This is a genomic window from Bacillus sp. AFS029637 (assembly GCF_002584985.1).
In the GTDB taxonomy this organism is placed as follows: domain Bacteria; phylum Bacillota; class Bacilli; order Bacillales; family Bacillaceae_G; genus Bacillus_A.
The window spans coordinates 1-18005 of sequence record NZ_NUPZ01000030.1 but is presented as its reverse complement, the minus strand read 5'-3'; the positions used below and the strand labels follow the sequence as shown (position 1 = coordinate 18005).

Here is an 18005-nt window from a genome sequence, read left to right as displayed (position 1 = left end):
GGAGGCGAAAACGTGGCTAAAAAATCTATGATAGCGAAACAAAAGCGTACTCCTAAGTTTAAAGTACAAGAGTATACACGTTGCGAACGCTGCGGTCGTCCGCATTCTGTATACCGCAAATTTAAACTTTGCCGTATTTGTTTCCGTGAACTTGCATATAAAGGTCAAATTCCTGGTGTTAAAAAAGCTAGTTGGTAAAACCCACAAATGGGAAGGAGGTAAAACACATGGTGATGACAGATCCAATTGCAGACATGCTTACTCGCATCCGTAATGCGAACATGGTACGTCATGAGAAATTAGAGGTTCCTGCTTCTAAAATCAAAAAAGAGATCGCTGAACTTTTAAAACGTGAAGGTTTCATTCGTGATGTAGAATACATCGAGGATAACAAACAAGGTATCCTTCGTATTTTCCTGAAATATGGTGCAAACAATGAACGTGTAATCACTGGATTAAAACGTATCAGTAAACCTGGCTTACGCGTTTACGCTAAAGCTGACGAAGTACCACGTGTACTTAACGGATTAGGTATCGCTCTTGTTTCTACATCTAAGGGAGTAATGACGGACAAAGACGCTCGTCAATTACAAACTGGTGGAGAAGTAGTAGCATACGTTTGGTAATATATATTTAAAACGAACGGAGGTGTGACCACATGTCTCGTATTGGTAAAAAGATTCTTGAAATCCCTGCAGGTGTTACTATTACAGTTGCAGAAGACAATACTGTAACAGTAAAAGGCCCTAAAGGTGAATTAACTCGTACTTTCAATGCTGATATGCTTATCAAAATTGAAGAGAATACATTAACAGTTGAGCGTCCATCTGAACAGAAGGAACACCGTGCATTACACGGTACAACTCGTGCTTTAATCGGAAACATGGTTGAAGGTGTAACTGCAGGTTTCGCACGCGGACTTGAATTAGTCGGTGTTGGTTACCGTGCTCAAAAACAAGGTGATAAACTTGTATTAAGCGTAGGTTATTCTCATCCAGTAGAAATGACTCCGGAAGCAGGTCTTGAAGTTGAAGTACCTGCACCAACTAAGATCGTAATTAAAGGTATCGACAAGCAACGTGTTGGCGAATTCGCTGCTAACATCCGCGCTGTACGTGCTCCTGAGCCTTACAAAGGTAAAGGTATTCGTTACGAAGGCGAAGTTGTTCGTCGTAAAGAAGGTAAAACTGCTAAGTAAACCCGTTAGGTGAGAGAAAGGAGTGACAAGAAAATGATCACTAAAGCTGATAAAAATGCGACTCGTAAGAAAAGACATGCACGTGTACGTGCTAAACTTACTGGTACTGCAGAGCGTCCACGTTTAAACGTGTTCCGTTCTAACCAACATATTTACGCTCAAGTTATTGATGATGTGAATGGTGTAACGTTAGTAAGTGCATCTACTCTTGATAAAGACCTTGCTCTTAACGGTACTAGCAATATTGAAGCTGCTACGAAAGTTGGAGAATCAGTTGCTAAGCGTGCTGTAGAGAAAGGCGTTAAAGAAGTAGTATTTGATCGCGGTGGTTACTTATACCATGGCCGTGTTAAAGCTCTAGCTGAAGCTGCTCGTGAGGCTGGATTACAATTTTAATGGTCAAAGGAGGGAAAATTGATGCATCGCATTGACCCAAGTAAATTAGAACTTGAAGAACGTGTAGTTACGATAAATCGTGTCGCGAAAGTTGTTAAGGGTGGTCGTCGTTTCCGCTTTGCTGCACTAGTTGTAGTTGGCGATAAAAACGGTCATGTTGGATTCGGTACTGGTAAAGCACAAGAGGTACCAGACGCAATCCGCAAAGCTATCGAAGACGCTAAGAAAAACTTAATCGCTGTACCATTAGTTGGTACAACAATTCCACACACAATCAACGGTCACTTTGGAGCTGGTGAAGTATTCTTAAAACCTGCTGCTGAAGGTACTGGTGTTATTGCTGGTGGACCTGTTCGTGCGGTCCTTGAATTAGCTGGTGTACAAGATATTCTTTCGAAATCTCTTGGTTCTAACACACCAATCAACATGATTCGCGCTACTGTGAACGGATTAAGCGAACTTAAGCGCGCTGAAGATGTTGCAAAATTACGCGGTAAATCTGTAGAAGAGCTACTAGGTTAAGGAGGGAAAACAAATGGCGAAAAAGTTAGAAATTACCCTCACTCGTAGTGTAATTGGTCGTCCACAAGATCAACGTGCGACGGTAGAAGCTTTAGGTCTTAAAAAGTTGAATTCAACTGTAGTTAAGGAAGAAACTCCTGCTATTCTTGGTATGATCAACAAAGTTTCTCACCTTATAACTGTAAAAGAAGCTTAAGGATAACTCATTAATATAAGGAGGTGCCTGGGAATGAAACTTCATGAATTAAAACCTGCAGAAGGTTCTCGTAAAGTACGTAACCGTGTCGGTCGTGGTATCGGTTCTGGTAACGGTAAAACTGCTGGTAAAGGTCATAAAGGACAAAACGCACGTTCTGGCGGCGGTGTTCGTCTTGGCTTCGAAGGTGGTCAAACTCCATTATTCCGTCGTTTACCAAAACGCGGCTTCACAAACATTAACCGTAAAGAGTTTGCTATTGTAAACTTATCAACGTTAAATCGTTTTGAAGATGGTACAGAAGTAACACCTGAATTATTGCTGGAAACTGGCGTTATCAGCAAGTTAAACGACGGTGTTAAAATTCTTGCAAGCGGAGCAGTAGAGAAAAAACTAACTGTTAAAGCGCACAAGTTCTCTTCAAGTGCTAAAGAAGCAATTGAAGCAGCTGGCGGATCAGTTGAGGTGATCTAATGTTTCGTACAATCTCCAACTTTATGCGCGTTGCTGAGATAAGACGTAAAATATTATTCACTTTAGCGATGTTAATCGTATTCAGGATTGGCACGTTTATCCCCGTGCCATTTACAAATGGAGACGTACTGAAGGCACAAGATCAATTAAATGCTTTAGGTATTCTAAATACATTTGGCGGTGGAGCCTTGAAAAACTTCTCCATCTTTGCGATGGGAATCATGCCGTATATTACAGCATCCATCATCGTGCAATTATTGCAGATGGATGTTGTTCCTAAATTTTCGGAATGGTCGAAGCAAGGTGAAATGGGCCGTCGTAAATTAACGCAATTCACGCGTTACTTTACAATTGTTCTTGCGTTTATTCAGGGGTTTGGTATGTCAATCGGTTTTAACGGTATGGTAGGTGGGCAATTAATTTTGAATCCTGGTTGGAGCACTTATTTATACATTGCTACGGTACTGACTGCTGGTACTGCATTTTTAATGTGGTTAGGTGAACAGATTACAGCTAAAGGTGTAGGTAATGGTATTTCCATCCTTATCTTTGGTGGTATTGCCGCAGCGATCCCAAGTGTTATATCTCAAGTGTATCAGCAACAGTTTCAAAATATCGGAGATCAATTGTTCATGAGTATCGTTAAAGTTGCATTGATTTTACTAGCTGTGCTAGCAGTTATTGTAGGTGTTATTTTCATTCAACAGGCTGTTAGAAAGATCCCAATTCAATATGCGAAGCGTGTAACAGGAGGAAATGGTGGTTATGCTGGAGCACAAAACACACATTTACCGCTTAAGGTAAATAGTGCTGGTGTTATTCCAGTAATTTTTGCTGTTTCATTCTTAATTACGCCTCCGACTATTGCACAGTTCTTCCCGGATCATGATGTATCGCAGTGGATTATTGCAAACTTTAACTATTCTCATCCAGTGGGAATGATCATATATGTTGCGCTCATTGTAGCCTTCACATATTTCTATGCGTTTGTTCAGGTTAATCCAGAGCAAATGTCAGAGAATCTAAACAAGCAAGGTGGATATGTTCCTGGTATTCGTCCGGGTAAGAATACAGAACAATATCTAACAAAAATCTTGTATCGTTTGACCTTTGTAGGATCAATTTTCCTAGCAGCGATTGCAATCTTACCAGTTATCTTTACGAAACTGGGAAATCTTCCTCCATCTGCACAGATTGGTGGAACGAGTATGTTAATCGTTGTCGGCGTTGCTTTAGAAACAATGAAGCAGCTAGAAAGCCAACTGGTAAAACGCCATTACAAAGGGTTTATCAAGCAGTGAGTAGGTGGGAAGAATTGTCTTCCCTACATGCTCATGTACTCTGAGGGGGAACAAGGATGAACTTAATTTTAATGGGGCTTCCTGGTGCTGGTAAAGGTACACAAGCCGAACAGATTGTTGCCAAGTATAACATCCCTCACATTTCAACAGGAGATATGTTCCGTGCAGCTATGAAGGCTGAAACTGAAATGGGTCTACAAGCAAAATCTTTTATTGATAAAGGTGCACTTGTTCCAGATGAAGTTACAATCGGAATCGTTCGTGAACGTTTAAGTCAAGAAGACTGCGTAAGAGGCTTCTTACTGGACGGTTTCCCACGAACTGTTGCACAAGCATCAGCTCTTGAAGAAATTATGAAAGATCTTGGCAAAAAAATCGACTATGTTTTAAACATTAATGTGGATTCAGGGTTGTTATTAAAACGTCTTACAGGCCGTCGCATTTGTAAAGAGTGCGGTGCGACTTACCATTTAGAATTCAATCCACCAGCAAAAGCTGATGTGTGCGATAAATGTGGTGGCGAATTATATCAACGCTCTGATGACAATGAAGAAACTGTAGCAAATCGTTTAGATGTAAATATTAAGCAAACAAAACCTTTGCTTGATTTCTACGAAGAGCTTGGTTACTTACAAAGCATTAATGGTGAGCAAGATATCAATAAAGTATTTGCTGATATCGATGTTCTCATCGGAGGCTTAGCGTAGTGATCATCTGCAAAACTCCTCGCGAGATAGAAATCATGCGAGAAGCGGGCAGAATCGTTGCTTTAACTCATCAAGAGTTGAAACAGCACATTACTCCAGGAATTACAACGAAAGAGCTCGATCAAATAGCGGAAAAGACGATTCGAAAATATGGTGCTACGCCATCTTTTAAAGGATATAACGGATTTCCGGGGAGCATATGTGCTTCTGTAAATGAAGAGCTTGTACACGGAATTCCAGGGAAGCGCAAGCTCAAAGAGGGCGATATCATCAGTATCGATATTGGTGCGAAATACAATGGGTACCATGGAGATTCTGCATGGACGTATCCAGTTGGAAACATTTCTGAATCTGTTCAAAAGCTACTTGATGTCACAGAAAAATCGTTGTATCTTGGTCTAGAACAAGTAAAACCAGGCGAAAGATTATCAAATATCTCACATGCGGTTCAAACCCATGCTGAAGAGAATGGATTCTCGATCGTTAGGGAGTATGTTGGTCACGGAATCGGGCAAGACTTACATGAGGACCCTCAAATCCCGCACTATGGTCCACCAAATAGAGGCCCTAGATTAAAGCCGGGAATGGTCATCTGTGTTGAGCCGATGGTGAATCAAGGAAGACGATATGTAAAAACACTATCTGATGACTGGACAGTGGTAACGGTAGATGGTAAATGGTGTGCCCATTTTGAGCACACGATTGCTCTTACAGAAGCAGGATACGAAATCCTTACCACTTTATAAGTAGCTGGCTCTCCGGGATTTCAGAGCAGTGTAAAATGTTACTGATTTGAAGAAGGGAGAACTATTGAATGGCTAAAGATGATGTAATTGAAGTCGAAGGTACCGTTCTTGAAACGTTGCCAAATGCTATGTTCAAAGTAGAATTAGAGAATGGGCATGTCGTATTGGCTCACGTTTCTGGTAAAATCCGTATGAACTTCATTCGTATTTTACCAGGAGACAAAGTTACGGTAGAATTATCTCCGTACGATTTAAATCGTGGTCGTATTACGTACCGTTTTAAATAATATAGCACTCCGTAATCTTTAAGGAGGTTCGAGACATGAAAGTAAGACCGTCAGTTAAACCAATCTGCGAAAAATGTAAAGTTATTCGTAGACGTGGAAAAGTAATGGTTATTTGTGAAAACCCTAAACATAAACAAAAACAAGGTTAATCAGAAGGAGGTGCATTCGTAATGGCACGTATCGCAGGTGTAGATATTCCTCGAGACAAACGCGTTGTTATTTCTTTAACTTACGTATTCGGCATTGGTCGTACAACTGCTGAAAAAATTCTTGCTGAAGCAGGTATTTCTGAAGAAACACGAGTTCGTGATTTAACGGAAGACGAATTAGGACGTATCCGTGATATCATCGATCGTATTAAAGTTGAGGGAGACCTTCGTCGTGAAGTATCTCTTAACATCAAACGTCTAATGGAGATCGGTTCTTACCGTGGTCTTCGTCACCGTCGTGGTTTACCAGTTCGTGGTCAAAACTCTAAAAACAATGCTCGTACACGTAAAGGTCCACGTCGTACAGTAGCAAATAAAAAGAAATAATAAGTAAAGGAGGTTGAACTAACAATGGCACGTAAAACAAACACTCGTAAAAAACGTGTGAAAAAGAATATTGAAGCTGGTGTAGCTCATATTCGTTCTACTTTCAACAACACAATCGTAACACTTACAGATACTCACGGTAACGCACTTTCTTGGTCTAGTGCTGGTGCACTTGGTTTCCGTGGATCTCGTAAATCTACTCCATTCGCTGCGCAAATGGCTGCTGAAACTGCTGCTAAAGCTGCAATGGAACACGGTTTAAAAACTTTAGAGGTTACTGTTAAAGGTCCTGGTGCTGGTCGTGAAGCTGCAATTCGTGCTCTTCAAGCTGCAGGTCTAGAAGTAACAGCAATTAGAGATGTTACTCCAGTTCCTCATAATGGATGTCGTCCACCAAAACGTCGTCGTGTGTAATTTTTCTGTATAGAATTTTCCCTTTTGTCTATAATGGATATGATGCATTATCGAGAAATTTCGTACAGAAACATCGCTTGTTGTGCACAATCGGGAACTGCCTAAGGGGGACTTTCGGTTAGACAGGGGTGTATACCTTTGTTTAACCGGGGTTTCGACGTTTTGAAGGAGGGTTTAGTTAATGATTGAAATCGAAAAGCCGAAAATCGAAACGGTTGAACTTAACGAAGATGCTAAATATGGTAAATTCGTAATTGAACCGCTTGAGCGTGGATATGGTACTACTTTGGGTAACTCCTTACGTCGTATTCTTTTATCCTCACTCCCTGGTGCCGCTGTTACTGCTATCCAAATCGATGGCGTATTACATGAATTTTCAACAGTTGAGGGCGTAGTAGAAGACGTTACGACGATCATCTTAAACTTGAAAAAGTTAGCTCTTAAAATCTACTCTGAAGAAGAGAAGACGTTGGAAATTGATGTGCAGGGCGAAGGTATTGTCACAGCTGCTGATATTACTCACGATAGTGATGTAGAAATCTTAAATCCAGATTTACACATTGCAACGTTAGCAAAAGATGCGCATTTCCGCGTGCGTTTAACTGCAAAGCGTGGCCGTGGGTATACGCCAGCTGATGCAAATAAAAGCGAAGATCAACCAATAGGAGTAATTCCTATTGATTCTATTTATACTCCAGTATCACGTGTGACTTACCAAGTGGAAAAGACACGTGTCGGACAAGTGGCTAATTATGATAAGCTTACGCTTGATGTATGGACGGATGGAAGCATCGGGCCAAAAGAAGCTATCTCTTTAGGTGCCAAAATCTTAACTGAGCATTTAAATATCTTTGTTGGTTTAACTGATGAAGCACAAAATGCTGAGATTATGGTCGAGAAGGAAGAAGATCAAAAAGAGAAAGTTCTTGAGATGACTATCGAAGAACTAGACCTTTCTGTTCGTTCTTATAATTGCCTAAAACGTGCAGGAATTAATACTGTACAAGAGCTTGCGAACAAAACAGAAGAAGATATGATGAAAGTTCGTAACTTAGGACGTAAATCCTTAGAAGAAGTTAAACATAAACTTGAGGAATTAGGTTTAGGTTTACGTAAAGACGACTGAGGATTTAAACCCATCAACAAAGGAGGGAACTACGAATGGCATACAGAAAATTAGGCCGTACAAGTGCGCAACGTAAAGCTATGTTACGTGACTTAGCTACTGATTTAATTATCAACGAGCGCATCCAAACGACAGAAACTCGTGCAAAAGAACTTCGTTCTGTAGTGGAAAAAATGATCACTTTAGGTAAACGCGGAGATCTTCATGCTCGTCGTCAAGCAGCAGCTTTCATTCGCAATGAAGTAGCTAACGCTGAGACTGGTCAAGATGCACTTCAAAAACTATTCGCTGATGTAGCTCCACGCTATGCTGAGCGCCAAGGCGGATACACTCGTATTGCAAAAATTGGTCCACGTCGCGGAGACGCAGCACCAATGGTAATTATCGAGTTAGTATAATGATAATTAAAAGGGCAGGACAGTTCTTTTCAAGAAACTGGTCATGGCCCTTTTTTTTAAATATAAAAATAGGCTAACTTGGCAAAAGAAAGGGTGCCTTGTATTGAAAAAAGAGAAACTTCGGACAGAAAATATATCATTTCAATATCCTGGGGCAGCCACTTATGCATTAAAAGATGTTTCATTTTCCTTATATGAAGGAGAATGGGTATCTGTTATTGGACAAAACGGTTCAGGGAAGTCTACACTTGCAAAATTATTGAATGGTTTGTTTTTGCCGGAAGCAGGGACAATTACAGTAAACGATACAATGGTTTTATCAGAGGAAACGGTATGGGATGTTCGAAAGCAAATTGGAATGGTATTTCAAAATCCAGATAACCAATTTGTTGGAACAACAGTGCAAGATGATGTTGTATTTGGTTTGGAGAATATCGGAATGCCAAGAGAGCAGATGGTAGAAAGGTTGGAACAGGCCCTACGACTCGTCCGTATGGAAGATTTTCTTAATGATGAGCCTCATTCGTTATCTGGTGGACAAAAGCAGCGAGTGGCAATAGCAGGCGTTTTAGCGCTTCAGCCATCTATTTTAATACTAGATGAAGCAACGTCAATGCTAGACCCTCAGGGGAGACGTGAAGTAGTAGAAACGGTTAGACAGCTCGTTAATCAGAAAGGGATTACTGTGTTATCAATTACGCACGATTTAGAAGAGGCGGCACAGTCAGACCGGGTTGTTATTTTAAACAAGGGAGAAATATTGGAGGAAGGGACCCCAGAGCAAATCTTCAAATCCTCTCATATGCTCCAAGAAATTGGATTAGATGTACCTTTTTCAGTGAAAATAGCAGAATTATTAAAAAGAAATGAAATTCACTTGCAAAATACGCATCTTACAATGGAAAGCTTGGTGAACGAACTTTGGAGATTACATTCCAAAAAGTAGAACATCGTTATCAATATAAAACTCCATTTGAAAGACGCGCACTTTATGATGTAGACGTGTCGTTTCCAAGTGGGGGCTATTATGCCATTATCGGTCATACTGGTTCAGGTAAGTCGACGATGATTCAACATTTAAATGGTTTATTGCAGCCGACAAATGGTACGGTTCAAATTGGTGAACATTTCATTTCGGCAGGAAAGAAAGAAAAGAAGCTAAAGCCACTACGTAAAAAAGTAGGGGTTGTCTTTCAGTTCCCAGAACATCAGTTGTTTGAAGAGACTGTGGAGAAAGATATTTGTTTCGGCCCTACAAACTTTGGGGTATCTGTAGAAGAAGCGAAGAAAAAGGCCAGAGAGGCAATTGAACTTGTAGGATTAGATACAGAACTATTAACACGTTCTCCGTTCGAGTTAAGTGGAGGGCAAATGAGGCGTGTTGCGATAGCGGGCGTACTGGCTATGGAACCCGAAGTGCTTGTATTAGATGAACCTACAGCAGGGCTAGATCCTAAAGGGCAGAATGAACTTATGGAGATGTTTTATAAGCTACATAAGGAGAAAGGTCTTACAGTTATCCTTGTAACGCATAATATGGAGGATGCTGCTAAGTATGCAGAGCAGGTTGTAGTCATGCATAAAGGAACGGTCTTTTTGCAAGGAAGTGCAGAGGAAGTATTTTCACATGCTGATGAATTAGAAAAAATTGGCGTTGATCTTCCTATGTCTTTAAAGTATAAACGTGCAATTGAAGAGAAGTTTGGCATTTCAATTCCAAAGGCTACCTTATCTTTAGAGGATCTTACTCATGAAGTTGTGCAGGTGTTACGAAAAGGTGGTCATGAATCATGCAGCAGTTGATTATTGGGAGATATATCCCAGGGAATTCACTTATTCATCAACTTGATCCACGTACGAAGCTGCTGATTGTCTTTTTATATGTATTTGTTGTTTTCTTGGCAAATAATGCGATTTCATATGGATTTTTATTTTTATATGCACTCATTGCTTTATTTTTTGCAAAAGTGCCGATTCGTTATGTACTTTCGGGCTTAAAACCAATTTTATGGATTTTTCTTTTTACATTTTTCCTGCATATTTTTACAAATAAAGAAGGGGATGTACTATTCCAACTTGGTTGGTTTTCTATACATGAAAAAGGATTAGAGCAAGGGATATACATTTCTATACGATTCTTCGTTATTATTCTAATGACGACATTATTAACGTTAACGACGACACCTATTGAAATTACAGATGGGTTGGAGACGTTATTAAAGCCGTTGAAGCGTATAAAAGTTCCTGTTCATGAAATCGCGTTAATGATGTCAATTTCTCTTCGTTTTATCCCGACACTAATGGATGAAACGAGTAAAATAATGAAGGCACAAGCGTCACGTGGTATTGATTTCGCAGGGGGCCCGATAAAGGATAGGATGAAAGCTATCATTTCATTACTCGTTCCTCTATTTATCAGTGCTTTTAAGCGTGCAGAGGACTTAGCAATCGCGATGGAAGCCCGTGGATATCAAAGTGGCGAAGGACGTACTAAATTTAGGCAACTACGCTGGAAAACAAGCGATACAGTAACGATTATAAGCTTACTTTGTTTAGCTTGTATTTTGGCATGGGTGCGATCGTAATGGAGAATAGAGAAATGGATAGAATAAAATGTACGGTTGCATATGATGGCATGCATTTTTGTGGTTATCAAATTCAGCCGCAGCATCGTACTGTTCAACAAGAGATAGAGAAAGCATTGCAGAAATTGCATAAAGGGGAGCTTGTTCGTGTTCAGGCATCGGGCAGAACGGATTCTACCGTTCATGCCAAAGGACAAGTAATACACTTTGATACACCGTTGTCTCTTGAAGAGTGGCAATGGAGTAATGCTTTAAACACAATGTTGCCAGATGATATTGTTATCAGGCAGGTAGAGAAAAAAACTGAAGAATTTCATGCGCGTTACGGTGTTGAGAAAAAAGAATATCGTTATCGTGTATTATTATCAAAGACTGCGGATGTATTCCGTAGAAATTACGTATATCAATATCCATATCCGCTTGAAATCAATTCTATAAGAAAAGCGATTCCGTATTTTATTGGAACGCATGATTTCACCTCTTTTTGTTCTGCAAAAACTGACAAAAAGGATAAAGTGCGAACAATTTATGAAATAGAATTAATTGAGCAAGGCGATGAATTAATTTTTCGTTTTGTAGGCAATGGATTTTTATATAATATGGTCAGAATTATTGTTGGTACGTTGCTTAGCGTAGGGCAAGGAAAGCTTGATCCTGATAGCATTCCAGAGATTTTAGCGAAACAAAATCGTCAGTTTGCTGGAAAGATGGCTCCAGGTCATGGGCTTTACTTATGGGAGGTAAACTATAACAACTAATCCTGGTGTAACATTTGCTTGACATTAGAAACTCAAAAGTATATCATAACATATGGTATTGTTTCTAAAACCACGATTAGCCCCGGAAGGAAATCGTGTTTAAGATAAACAATAGATTTTTTCTATGGAAAAGATAACGAGGAGGGAAACACATGCGTACGACTTTTATGGCAAAAGCTAACGAAGTTGAGCGTAAATGGTATGTGGTTGATGCTGAAGGTCAAACTTTAGGTCGCCTATCTACGGAAGTAGCATCTATTTTACGCGGTAAAAACAAACCTACATTTACACCACACGTTGACACGGGTGATCATGTAATTATTATTAACGCTGAGAAAATTCATTTAACAGGTAATAAATTAAACGATAAAATTTACTACCGTCACACTAACCACCCAGGTGGACTTAAGCAAAGAACAGCTCTAGAAATGCGTACAAACTACCCTGTACAAATGTTAGAGCTTGCAATTAAAGGCATGCTTCCAAAAGGACGCTTAGGCCGTCAAGTTTCTAAGAAACTAAACGTGTATGCTGGAGCAGAGCATCCACACCAAGCACAAAAACCAGAAGTTTACGAACTTCGCGGATAATTAATTAAAGGAGGGCTTACTTTGGCACAGGTTCAATACTATGGCACTGGACGTCGTAAGAGTTCAGTAGCGCGCGTACGCCTAGTTCCAGGCGAAGGACGCGTTATCATTAACGGTCGTGATTTTGAAAACTATATCCCATTTGCTGCATTACGTGAAGTAGTGAAACAACCTCTAGTTGCAACAGAAACTTTAGGTAACTACGATGTACTTGTAAACGTAAATGGTGGTGGATACACTGGTCAAGCTGGTGCTATTCGTCACGGTATTTCTCGCGCTTTATTAAAAGCTGATCCAGAATACCGTCTAACACTAAAACGTGCAGGTCTATTAACTCGTGACGCACGTATGAAAGAGCGTAAAAAATACGGTCTTAAAGGCGCACGTCGTGCACCTCAGTTCTCAAAACGTTAATTTTTGCGAACTACAAACCCCAACCATTTTGGTTGGGGTTTTTTTATGTTTCATTCCTCTTTTATAATTTTTATTGCTTGGAATATTTTAGTGCTATCCGCTCGCGTATGCTTCTTCTCTAGAAGTTTAGACTAATACGTAGTAGGGAGGTTTATAAGTACTATGAATGTCATTGTCAGCTTACAAGAAAAACAAAAAGAAAAGCAGTTGAAATATGAACGAAAGATGCTGCGGGAATTATCATTAAAAACATTACGTTCAAATATTAGAGATGCCTTTCAGATGCAGGAGCTTCATCGTCAGTATGAAGATTACTGCATTGAATTAGGGATAGAATCGTATTTATTAGGAGCGAGATATAGTAAATTTGGTTATTATGGCGAATCGTTCTTTGACGTGAAATATAGAGCTTTGGAAGAAGAGCAACAATTAACAGAAACACTATTTCAATTTTTAACGAGCATGACTATGCGAGAAATTAAGTTACAAGATGAGGAATTACTTTTTGAATCTTGCCAGCAGTTTATCGGCTTATGGTGGCAGGAAGGATATGAAAAAGGTGAAAGAAGATATCGATTAAAGCTTCATTAAGACAAGCATAAACTTTCCTCTTGTCCCATATAAGTAATTAGAGGGACTAGCTGGAGGAGGAAAGGTATGAAGAGAATTCGAATTATCTCTTTTGCACTCGCTGCGGTTGTTTTGTTTTTTTTGGTCAAACAAGAGTTTCAAATTACAAAATCGTGGCGAGCTTGGAATTTACCCTTATCAGGGAAAGTAATTGTACTAGATGCTGGGCATGGTGGGCCAGACGGAGGGGCTGTTGGTGGAAAGGATATTATAGAAAAAGATATTACACTTGAGATTACAAAGAAAGTACAAGATTATTTACAAGAACAAGGTGCGTTAGTTATTTTAACACGTGAGGGAGACTATGATTTAGCTCACAAGGATACAAAGTCGTATAGTAGACGTAAAGCGGAGGATTTAAAAAAGCGTGTAGAGATCATTAATAAACCTGATGTAGACTTTTTTGCAAGTATTCATTTAAATGCTTTAACGAGTAGTGGATCAAAAGGCGCACAAACGTTCTATTATCGTTCGTTACTTGAAAATGAACGTGCTGCGAAATTTATACAAGCTGAATTGCGAACGAGTTTAGAAAATACGAACCGTTCTGCTAAAACGATTTCTCATGTGTATTTATTAAAGTATGCGAAGACACCAGGTGCTTTAATTGAAGCTGGCTTTTTATCGAATGTGAACGAAAGGTATATGTTAAATTCGGAGAAATATCAGCAAAAGGTAGCTGCCGCTATATATCGTGGTATATTACGTTATTTCACGGAAAAAGGAAATCCTCCAGAATAAGGAGGATTTTTTTGAGTTTCTGTCGTTAACGAAGTTTTCGGAAAATATGTTATACTGGAAATGTAAACGCATTTATTTCAGGAATGAAGAGAGATAAATTTAATTAACATTACGTTATTTTTCATACAGGGGGCTGGGCTAATTATGGTAACGAAAGAGCAAATAGTAGAAGCATTAGAAGGGATTGTAGATCCGTTTTTACATAAAACGTTAAAAGAAACAAATGCAATTAAAGAGGTAACAGTCAAGCCGGAAAAGGGACATGTGAGTGTTAAAATTGCAATTGTAAAAATGGGTACAGCAGAACAAATGCAATTGCAAGCCGAAATCGTAAAGTTAGTAAAAGAACTTGGGGCAGCAACGGTGGGACTTCGTTTTGCAGAGTTTACGGAAGAGGAATTAGCTCAGTTTGCGCCGCCGCAAGAAGAGAAGAGTGAATCTTTATTATCACCAAACTCAAAAACGACATTTTTAGCAGTGGCGAGTGGAAAAGGTGGAGTTGGAAAATCAACAGTTTCTGTTAACCTTGCAATTGCTTTAGCTCGTCTAGGGAAAAAGGTTGGTATTATTGATGCAGATATTTACGGTTTTAGCGTACCAGATATGATGGGGATAGAAAAACGTCCTATCGTAAGAGGTGATAAGATAATTCCGGTAGAGCGTCTAGGTGTAAAGGTAATCTCTATGGGATTCTTTGTAGAAGATAATGCACCGGTTATTTGGAGAGGGCCAATGCTTGGGAAGATGTTAAATCACTTCTTCACAGAAGTAGAATGGGGTGATTTAGATTATTTAGTATTAGATCTACCTCCAGGTACAGGTGATGTTGCGCTAGACTTACATTCGATGTTACCGGCTTGTAAAGAGATTATTGTAACGACACCTCATCCAACAGCGGCGTTCGTAGCAGCACGTGCTGGAGCGATGGCTTTACGCACAGAACATAGTATTCTTGGTGTTGTTGAAAATATGGCGTATTTTGAAAGTAAAGTAACTGGAGAGAAAGAGTATGTATTTGGAAGAGGTGGAGGAGATAAATTAGCTACAGAACTCCAAACAGATGTACTTGGCCGAATTCCACTTCAACAACCTGATTGGAATAAAGAGGACTTTGCGCCGTCAGTATATGAAGATACACATACAACGGGTCTTATTTATCGTACGATAGCTGAAACAGTGATTGAGAAAACAGCTGTCACGCAAAAGTAAAGTAATAATGAGTGGACGATATATATATCGTCCACTCATTATTATAGTTAGTATTTTTACTGTTGTTCTTTGTTCCCTTCTTGGGAACCACCTTCACCGCCCGCTTCTTTCTTATCAGACCCACCTTTTTCAGCTTTTTGTACACCTTTACTAATGATGTCAATCATCTTAGCTTGGAAGAGAGGGCTTTCAGCGGTTTCTGTTAGTACTTGTTGTAAATATTGACGGTACTCTTTACTCTTCATTGTTTGCAGCATTATTTTTTCTACTTCAGGGTTCTTCATAATTTCTATCACACCTGATTGGTATTCAGGATCTTTTAGGAGAGTTTTCATTAAGTTTGTCTGTTCTTTTCCCATACTTTTAGCGAATTTCGATGAGAACTCAGGGTCTTTAAAGAGCTTTTCCCAGAATTGTTGCCCTTTGTCGGATACCATTGCATCTTCAATCGTTTTCTTTACTACTGTTTCATCTAGTATGAGTGCTTGTTTCATTTTTTCATCTGTTAATACATCTTGAATAGCTTTCTTTCCTTGGTCAGTTTTTAAAATATCAATAATCATTTTCTTTGTTTGATCGTAATCTAGTTCGGATTTAGCTTCTTTTTCTTGTGCACATGCTACAAGTGCGATAAATAAAAAAGAAGAAATCAAAACGAGTAGCATCCGTTTCATAAATTGGGACTCCTTTCAACACAGTTCTCTTTTTTAATATAAATATCTTTAAGGAATTTATACATGAACATGGCTAGCTTTTTGAAATTGTCATTGATACAATTTAATTAGAAATATACGAATAATGGGGGATGTGTTGTGAATAGCCGCAAGTGGGTACGACTATTTTTAACGACGTTGTTTCTTGGAGGAATTAGTACGGTCTTTATCGGGTTTGTTTTAGAGTGGGACAAGTACGCTAAATTTTTTCAAAATTTCGACGGTAAGGAAATTCTAGCAATTTCTTTCTGGTTGATGGGTGTAGGATTTATTTTTAGTGTTATAAGTCAAATGGGGTTCTTTGCATATTTAACAATTCATCGTTTTGGACTCGGGATGTTTCGGTCATCTTCTTTATGGAATGCAGTACAACTTTTCTTTATCGCATTTGTATTATTTGATTTCGTATATTTAAGATCCGTACTTATTGCAAATGGGGAAGTTTCATTAGGGAATAACATACTTGTTGCTGGGGTATTATTTGTGTTTGGAGCGATTGTTGCTTATATAAAAAGTAAAGAAACGAATAAAAAAGCATTTGTGCCTGCCCTGTTTTTTATGGTTGTCGTCACAATTCTTGAATGGGTACCAGCACTTCGGATTAATGATACAGATTGGTTATATTTAATGGTGATACCACTTTTATTGTGTAATGCATATCAGTTACTTGTGTTACATCGTTTAATTGGAAGAACGAGTAAATCTGTTTAATTAAGAGAATTATCTTGTTTTTACGCAGTAATAGTTGTACTACTGTGAATATCAGGATAAAAAAAGCTCTATTACCTGGATGAAAGGTAATAGAGCTTTTTATGTGTGAAGGGTAGTAGGGAAATTACTTTACATCTTCACTTTTTGTACTTGTGTTGGAAATAAGTTGTGAGACAGATATTTGTTCATATCCGTCACTCTTTAGCTTTTGTAGAAGCAGTGGTAAAGCTTTATTTGTTTGAAGGGCAGAGTCGGATGCATGTAATAAAACGATATCTCCACCTTTCAAATGATTAGAGACGGTGGATACGATATTATTTACACCTGGGTTTTTCCAATCGTTCGAATTATTACTCCAGTGAACGACAGTGTATCCGAGTGATTCTGCTATTTTAAGTGTTGCTTTGTTAAAGTCTCCACTAGGCGGACGTAATAGCTTGACTTGTTTCACACCGAGTTTCGTAAAAACATCTTGTGCACGCAAAAGATCTCTTCGTATTTCATTTGTCTCTAGAGAAGTGTAGGACGTGTAATTATAGCCCATACTACCGATTTCATGTCCATCTTTCATGATGCGTTCAACAATATCAGGGTGTCTTTCTGCCCATGCAGCAGAAAGGAAGAAGGTTGCATTCTTAATATCTCTTTCTTTAAGTGTATCAAGGATTGGAATAGCCTTTTTGTCTCCCCAACTAATATCAAACGTGAATGCAACTTGTTTTTTACTGGTGTCCCCTTTGTAAATTACCTTAGGTCCTGTAGCTGTTGAAAAAGCAGACTCATGTGAATATGTTTTTAAAAAGAGAAGCCATGCCGTAAATAAGGAAAGTATTACTATTAAGCTAATGTGTTTAAAAGTTCTTTTACTCGTAATAAAAAAGAAAAACATAATATTACGCCCCTTTGTCCAATCCTTTTCAGTTACATATATGCTTAAAATATAAAAAAGAGAACAAGTGATTAATATCGTAAGTAGTGGATATAATGAATGAGAGGATTTTGATAAGTGAAAATGAGCGGAATGTTTATTGCCCCGTAAGGGATTATTGAGGTGATGATTTGCTTGGGATTATGTTGACGAAAGAAGAGAGAAAAGAAATGGAATACATGTTGAAGAGAGAGCTAGAGGAACTTTTATTTGATTTTGAAGATGAGCGTATTCATGACGTTGTAAAAAAGGCAATGGAAGAAAGATATAAAATCATTTTTTGTTTGTTTCGGAGAGTTGCTAACGCGGAAGAATGTATCCGTTATGTAAGAAAAAGAAATTTTTATTAAAAAGTGTTGACGTTAATAGTTAATATATGATAAATTAATAACCGTCGCTGATGCAGAAACGCAGAAAACGACAAA

29 protein-coding genes are annotated in these 18005 nt (G+C 38.8%); 27 read left to right on the top strand and 2 right to left on the bottom strand.

Annotated elements, in window-relative coordinates:
• Positions 1–12 precede the first annotated feature (12 nt).
• The 25 genes from rpsN to COE49_RS15760 all read left to right on the top strand — a co-directional run bounded on the left by rpsN (position 13) and on the right by COE49_RS15760 (position 15228).
• Positions 13–198, top strand: coding sequence for a 30S ribosomal protein S14 (rpsN, locus tag COE49_RS15880; protein WP_001085700.1), 186 nt, complete (start codon positions 13–15; stop codon positions 196–198).
• A 29-nt stretch (positions 199–227) separates the two neighbouring features.
• Complete coding sequence (gene rpsH / locus COE49_RS15875) at positions 228–626, top strand: 30S ribosomal protein S8 (protein WP_000245511.1); 399 nt, start codon at positions 228–230, stop codon at positions 624–626.
• A 32-nt stretch (positions 627–658) separates the two neighbouring features.
• Positions 659–1198 carry a 50S ribosomal protein L6 gene (rplF, locus tag COE49_RS15870; protein ID WP_000086556.1) on the top strand — a complete coding sequence of 180 codons (540 nt, stop codon included), beginning with the start codon at positions 659–661 and terminating at the stop codon, positions 1196–1198.
• Between the two features lie 33 nt (positions 1199–1231).
• Positions 1232–1594, top strand: coding sequence for a 50S ribosomal protein L18 (gene rplR / locus COE49_RS15865; protein ID WP_000628816.1), 363 nt, complete (start codon positions 1232–1234; stop codon positions 1592–1594).
• A gap of 21 nt (positions 1595–1615) precedes the next feature.
• Positions 1616–2116: a 30S ribosomal protein S5 gene (gene rpsE, locus COE49_RS15860; RefSeq protein ID WP_000554646.1), complete on the top strand. Its 501-nt coding sequence runs from the start codon at positions 1616–1618 to the stop codon at positions 2114–2116.
• A gap of 13 nt (positions 2117–2129) precedes the next feature.
• Complete coding sequence (gene rpmD, locus COE49_RS15855; protein WP_001085231.1) at positions 2130–2312, top strand: 50S ribosomal protein L30; 183 nt, start codon at positions 2130–2132, stop codon at positions 2310–2312.
• 33 nt (positions 2313–2345) lie between these two features.
• Positions 2346–2786, top strand: a complete 441-nt coding sequence (gene rplO / locus COE49_RS15850) for a 50S ribosomal protein L15 (protein ID WP_000766080.1) — start codon at positions 2346–2348, stop codon at positions 2784–2786.
• The gene (secY, locus tag COE49_RS15845; protein WP_000490116.1) at positions 2786–4087 is read left to right on the top strand and encodes a preprotein translocase subunit SecY; all 1302 of its coding nucleotides are present in this window, start codon (positions 2786–2788) and stop codon (positions 4085–4087) included. Before rplO ends, secY begins: the two co-directional genes overlap by 1 nt.
• A gap of 56 nt (positions 4088–4143) precedes the next feature.
• Positions 4144–4794, top strand: a complete 651-nt coding sequence (locus COE49_RS15840; RefSeq protein WP_001048996.1) for an adenylate kinase — start codon at positions 4144–4146, stop codon at positions 4792–4794.
• Positions 4794–5540 (top strand): type I methionyl aminopeptidase, encoded by a 747-nt coding sequence (gene map / locus COE49_RS15835; RefSeq protein WP_088232926.1) that lies wholly within the window; start codon positions 4794–4796, stop codon positions 5538–5540. Before COE49_RS15840 ends, map begins: the two co-directional genes overlap by 1 nt.
• A 68-nt stretch (positions 5541–5608) precedes the next feature.
• Complete coding sequence (gene infA / locus COE49_RS15830) at positions 5609–5827, top strand: translation initiation factor IF-1 (RefSeq protein ID WP_001029884.1); 219 nt, start codon at positions 5609–5611, stop codon at positions 5825–5827.
• A gap of 35 nt (positions 5828–5862) precedes the next feature.
• The gene (gene rpmJ / locus COE49_RS15825; protein ID WP_000868344.1) at positions 5863–5976 is read left to right on the top strand and encodes a 50S ribosomal protein L36; all 114 of its coding nucleotides are present in this window, start codon (positions 5863–5865) and stop codon (positions 5974–5976) included.
• Positions 5977–5997: 21 nt separating this feature from the next.
• Positions 5998–6363 carry a 30S ribosomal protein S13 gene (gene rpsM / locus COE49_RS15820; protein ID WP_000090788.1) on the top strand — a complete coding sequence of 122 codons (366 nt, stop codon included), beginning with the start codon at positions 5998–6000 and terminating at the stop codon, positions 6361–6363.
• 24 nt (positions 6364–6387) lie between these two features.
• Positions 6388–6777, top strand: coding sequence for a 30S ribosomal protein S11 (rpsK, locus tag COE49_RS15815; RefSeq protein ID WP_000101799.1), 390 nt, complete (start codon positions 6388–6390; stop codon positions 6775–6777).
• A 181-nt stretch (positions 6778–6958) separates the two neighbouring features.
• Positions 6959–7903: a DNA-directed RNA polymerase subunit alpha gene (locus COE49_RS15810; RefSeq protein ID WP_000569643.1), complete on the top strand. Its 945-nt coding sequence runs from the start codon at positions 6959–6961 to the stop codon at positions 7901–7903.
• Between the two features lie 35 nt (positions 7904–7938).
• The gene (gene rplQ / locus COE49_RS15805) at positions 7939–8301 is read left to right on the top strand and encodes a 50S ribosomal protein L17 (protein ID WP_000331490.1); all 363 of its coding nucleotides are present in this window, start codon (positions 7939–7941) and stop codon (positions 8299–8301) included.
• A gap of 103 nt (positions 8302–8404) precedes the next feature.
• Positions 8405–9247 (top strand): energy-coupling factor ABC transporter ATP-binding protein, encoded by an 843-nt coding sequence (locus COE49_RS15800; protein WP_140417510.1) that lies wholly within the window; start codon positions 8405–8407, stop codon positions 9245–9247.
• Positions 9223–10104, top strand: coding sequence for an energy-coupling factor ABC transporter ATP-binding protein (locus tag COE49_RS15795; protein WP_088232928.1), 882 nt, complete (start codon positions 9223–9225; stop codon positions 10102–10104). The genes COE49_RS15800 and COE49_RS15795 overlap by 25 nt, the downstream gene beginning before the upstream one ends.
• Positions 10092–10886 carry an energy-coupling factor transporter transmembrane component T family protein gene (locus tag COE49_RS15790; RefSeq protein WP_001186522.1) on the top strand — a complete coding sequence of 265 codons (795 nt, stop codon included), beginning with the start codon at positions 10092–10094 and terminating at the stop codon, positions 10884–10886. The genes COE49_RS15795 and COE49_RS15790 overlap by 13 nt, the downstream gene beginning before the upstream one ends.
• 14 nt (positions 10887–10900) lie before the next feature.
• The gene (gene truA / locus COE49_RS15785) at positions 10901–11644 is read left to right on the top strand and encodes a tRNA pseudouridine(38-40) synthase TruA (protein WP_088232934.1); all 744 of its coding nucleotides are present in this window, start codon (positions 10901–10903) and stop codon (positions 11642–11644) included.
• Between the two features lie 152 nt (positions 11645–11796).
• Positions 11797–12234 (top strand): 50S ribosomal protein L13, encoded by a 438-nt coding sequence (gene rplM, locus COE49_RS15780; RefSeq protein WP_001260795.1) that lies wholly within the window; start codon positions 11797–11799, stop codon positions 12232–12234.
• A gap of 21 nt (positions 12235–12255) precedes the next feature.
• A complete protein-coding gene (gene rpsI, locus COE49_RS15775; RefSeq protein WP_000079986.1) occupies positions 12256–12648 on the top strand; it encodes a 30S ribosomal protein S9 in 393 nt (130 codons plus the stop codon).
• Between the two features lie 162 nt (positions 12649–12810).
• The gene (locus COE49_RS15770) at positions 12811–13239 is read left to right on the top strand and encodes a YbaK family protein (RefSeq protein ID WP_001101006.1); all 429 of its coding nucleotides are present in this window, start codon (positions 12811–12813) and stop codon (positions 13237–13239) included.
• A gap of 66 nt (positions 13240–13305) precedes the next feature.
• The gene (gene cwlD / locus COE49_RS15765) at positions 13306–14019 is read left to right on the top strand and encodes an N-acetylmuramoyl-L-alanine amidase CwlD (RefSeq protein ID WP_071711511.1); all 714 of its coding nucleotides are present in this window, start codon (positions 13306–13308) and stop codon (positions 14017–14019) included.
• A 144-nt stretch (positions 14020–14163) separates the two neighbouring features.
• On the top strand, positions 14164–15228 hold the full coding sequence (locus tag COE49_RS15760) for an Mrp/NBP35 family ATP-binding protein (protein WP_088232929.1): 1065 nt from the start codon (positions 14164–14166) through the stop codon (positions 15226–15228).
• 56 nt (positions 15229–15284) lie between these two features.
• On the opposite strand, the gene gerD is transcribed toward COE49_RS15760, so the two are convergent.
• A complete protein-coding gene (gerD, locus tag COE49_RS15755) occupies positions 15285–15902 on the bottom strand; it encodes a spore germination protein GerD (protein ID WP_088232930.1) in 618 nt (205 codons plus the stop codon).
• Between the two features lie 138 nt (positions 15903–16040).
• Between gerD and kbaA the strand changes: the two genes are divergently transcribed.
• Positions 16041–16652 (top strand): KinB signaling pathway activation protein KbaA, encoded by a 612-nt coding sequence (kbaA, locus tag COE49_RS15750; protein ID WP_088232931.1) that lies wholly within the window; start codon positions 16041–16043, stop codon positions 16650–16652.
• A 124-nt stretch (positions 16653–16776) separates the two neighbouring features.
• Here kbaA and pdaB read toward each other — a convergent pair whose 3' ends face one another.
• Positions 16777–17541 carry a polysaccharide deacetylase family sporulation protein PdaB gene (gene pdaB / locus COE49_RS15745; RefSeq protein ID WP_088232932.1) on the bottom strand — a complete coding sequence of 255 codons (765 nt, stop codon included), beginning with the start codon at positions 17539–17541 and terminating at the stop codon, positions 16777–16779.
• A 170-nt stretch (positions 17542–17711) separates the two neighbouring features.
• Between pdaB and COE49_RS15740 the strand changes: the two genes are divergently transcribed.
• Complete coding sequence (locus COE49_RS15740) at positions 17712–17930, top strand: hypothetical protein (protein WP_088232933.1); 219 nt, start codon at positions 17712–17714, stop codon at positions 17928–17930.
• The last annotated feature ends 75 nt before the right edge of the window (positions 17931–18005 follow it).

What these genes read in the sequence shown, in the direction of transcription:
- rpsH (WP_000245511.1), top strand. Translation starts at nt 228, where the DNA reads ATGGTGATGACAGATCCAATTGCAGACATGCTTACTCGCATCCGTAAT.
- rplF (WP_000086556.1), top strand. Translation starts at nt 659, where the DNA reads ATGTCTCGTATTGGTAAAAAGATTCTTGAAATCCCTGCAGGTGTTACT.
- rplR (WP_000628816.1), top strand. Translation starts at nt 1,232, where the DNA reads ATGATCACTAAAGCTGATAAAAATGCGACTCGTAAGAAAAGACATGCA.
- rpsE (WP_000554646.1), top strand. Translation starts at nt 1,616, where the DNA reads ATGCATCGCATTGACCCAAGTAAATTAGAACTTGAAGAACGTGTAGTT.
- rpmD (WP_001085231.1), top strand. Translation starts at nt 2,130, where the DNA reads ATGGCGAAAAAGTTAGAAATTACCCTCACTCGTAGTGTAATTGGTCGT.
- rplO (WP_000766080.1), top strand. Translation starts at nt 2,346, where the DNA reads ATGAAACTTCATGAATTAAAACCTGCAGAAGGTTCTCGTAAAGTACGT.
- secY (WP_000490116.1), top strand. Translation starts at nt 2,786, where the DNA reads ATGTTTCGTACAATCTCCAACTTTATGCGCGTTGCTGAGATAAGACGT.
- COE49_RS15840 (WP_001048996.1), top strand. Translation starts at nt 4,144, where the DNA reads ATGAACTTAATTTTAATGGGGCTTCCTGGTGCTGGTAAAGGTACACAA.
- infA (WP_001029884.1), top strand. Translation starts at nt 5,609, where the DNA reads ATGGCTAAAGATGATGTAATTGAAGTCGAAGGTACCGTTCTTGAAACG.
- rpmJ (WP_000868344.1), top strand. Translation starts at nt 5,863, where the DNA reads ATGAAAGTAAGACCGTCAGTTAAACCAATCTGCGAAAAATGTAAAGTT.
- rpsM (WP_000090788.1), top strand. Translation starts at nt 5,998, where the DNA reads ATGGCACGTATCGCAGGTGTAGATATTCCTCGAGACAAACGCGTTGTT.
- rpsK (WP_000101799.1), top strand. Translation starts at nt 6,388, where the DNA reads ATGGCACGTAAAACAAACACTCGTAAAAAACGTGTGAAAAAGAATATT.
- COE49_RS15810 (WP_000569643.1), top strand. Translation starts at nt 6,959, where the DNA reads ATGATTGAAATCGAAAAGCCGAAAATCGAAACGGTTGAACTTAACGAA.
- rplQ (WP_000331490.1), top strand. Translation starts at nt 7,939, where the DNA reads ATGGCATACAGAAAATTAGGCCGTACAAGTGCGCAACGTAAAGCTATG.
- COE49_RS15790 (WP_001186522.1), top strand. Translation starts at nt 10,092, where the DNA reads ATGCAGCAGTTGATTATTGGGAGATATATCCCAGGGAATTCACTTATT.
- truA (WP_088232934.1), top strand. Translation starts at nt 10,901, where the DNA reads ATGGATAGAATAAAATGTACGGTTGCATATGATGGCATGCATTTTTGT.
- rplM (WP_001260795.1), top strand. Translation starts at nt 11,797, where the DNA reads ATGCGTACGACTTTTATGGCAAAAGCTAACGAAGTTGAGCGTAAATGG.
- COE49_RS15770 (WP_001101006.1), top strand. Translation starts at nt 12,811, where the DNA reads ATGAATGTCATTGTCAGCTTACAAGAAAAACAAAAAGAAAAGCAGTTG.
- cwlD (WP_071711511.1), top strand. Translation starts at nt 13,306, where the DNA reads ATGAAGAGAATTCGAATTATCTCTTTTGCACTCGCTGCGGTTGTTTTG.
- COE49_RS15760 (WP_088232929.1), top strand. Translation starts at nt 14,164, where the DNA reads ATGGTAACGAAAGAGCAAATAGTAGAAGCATTAGAAGGGATTGTAGAT.
- gerD (WP_088232930.1), bottom strand. Translation starts at nt 15,902, where the DNA reads ATGAAACGGATGCTACTCGTTTTGATTTCTTCTTTTTTATTTATCGCA.
- pdaB (WP_088232932.1), bottom strand. Translation starts at nt 17,541, where the DNA reads ATGTTTTTCTTTTTTATTACGAGTAAAAGAACTTTTAAACACATTAGC.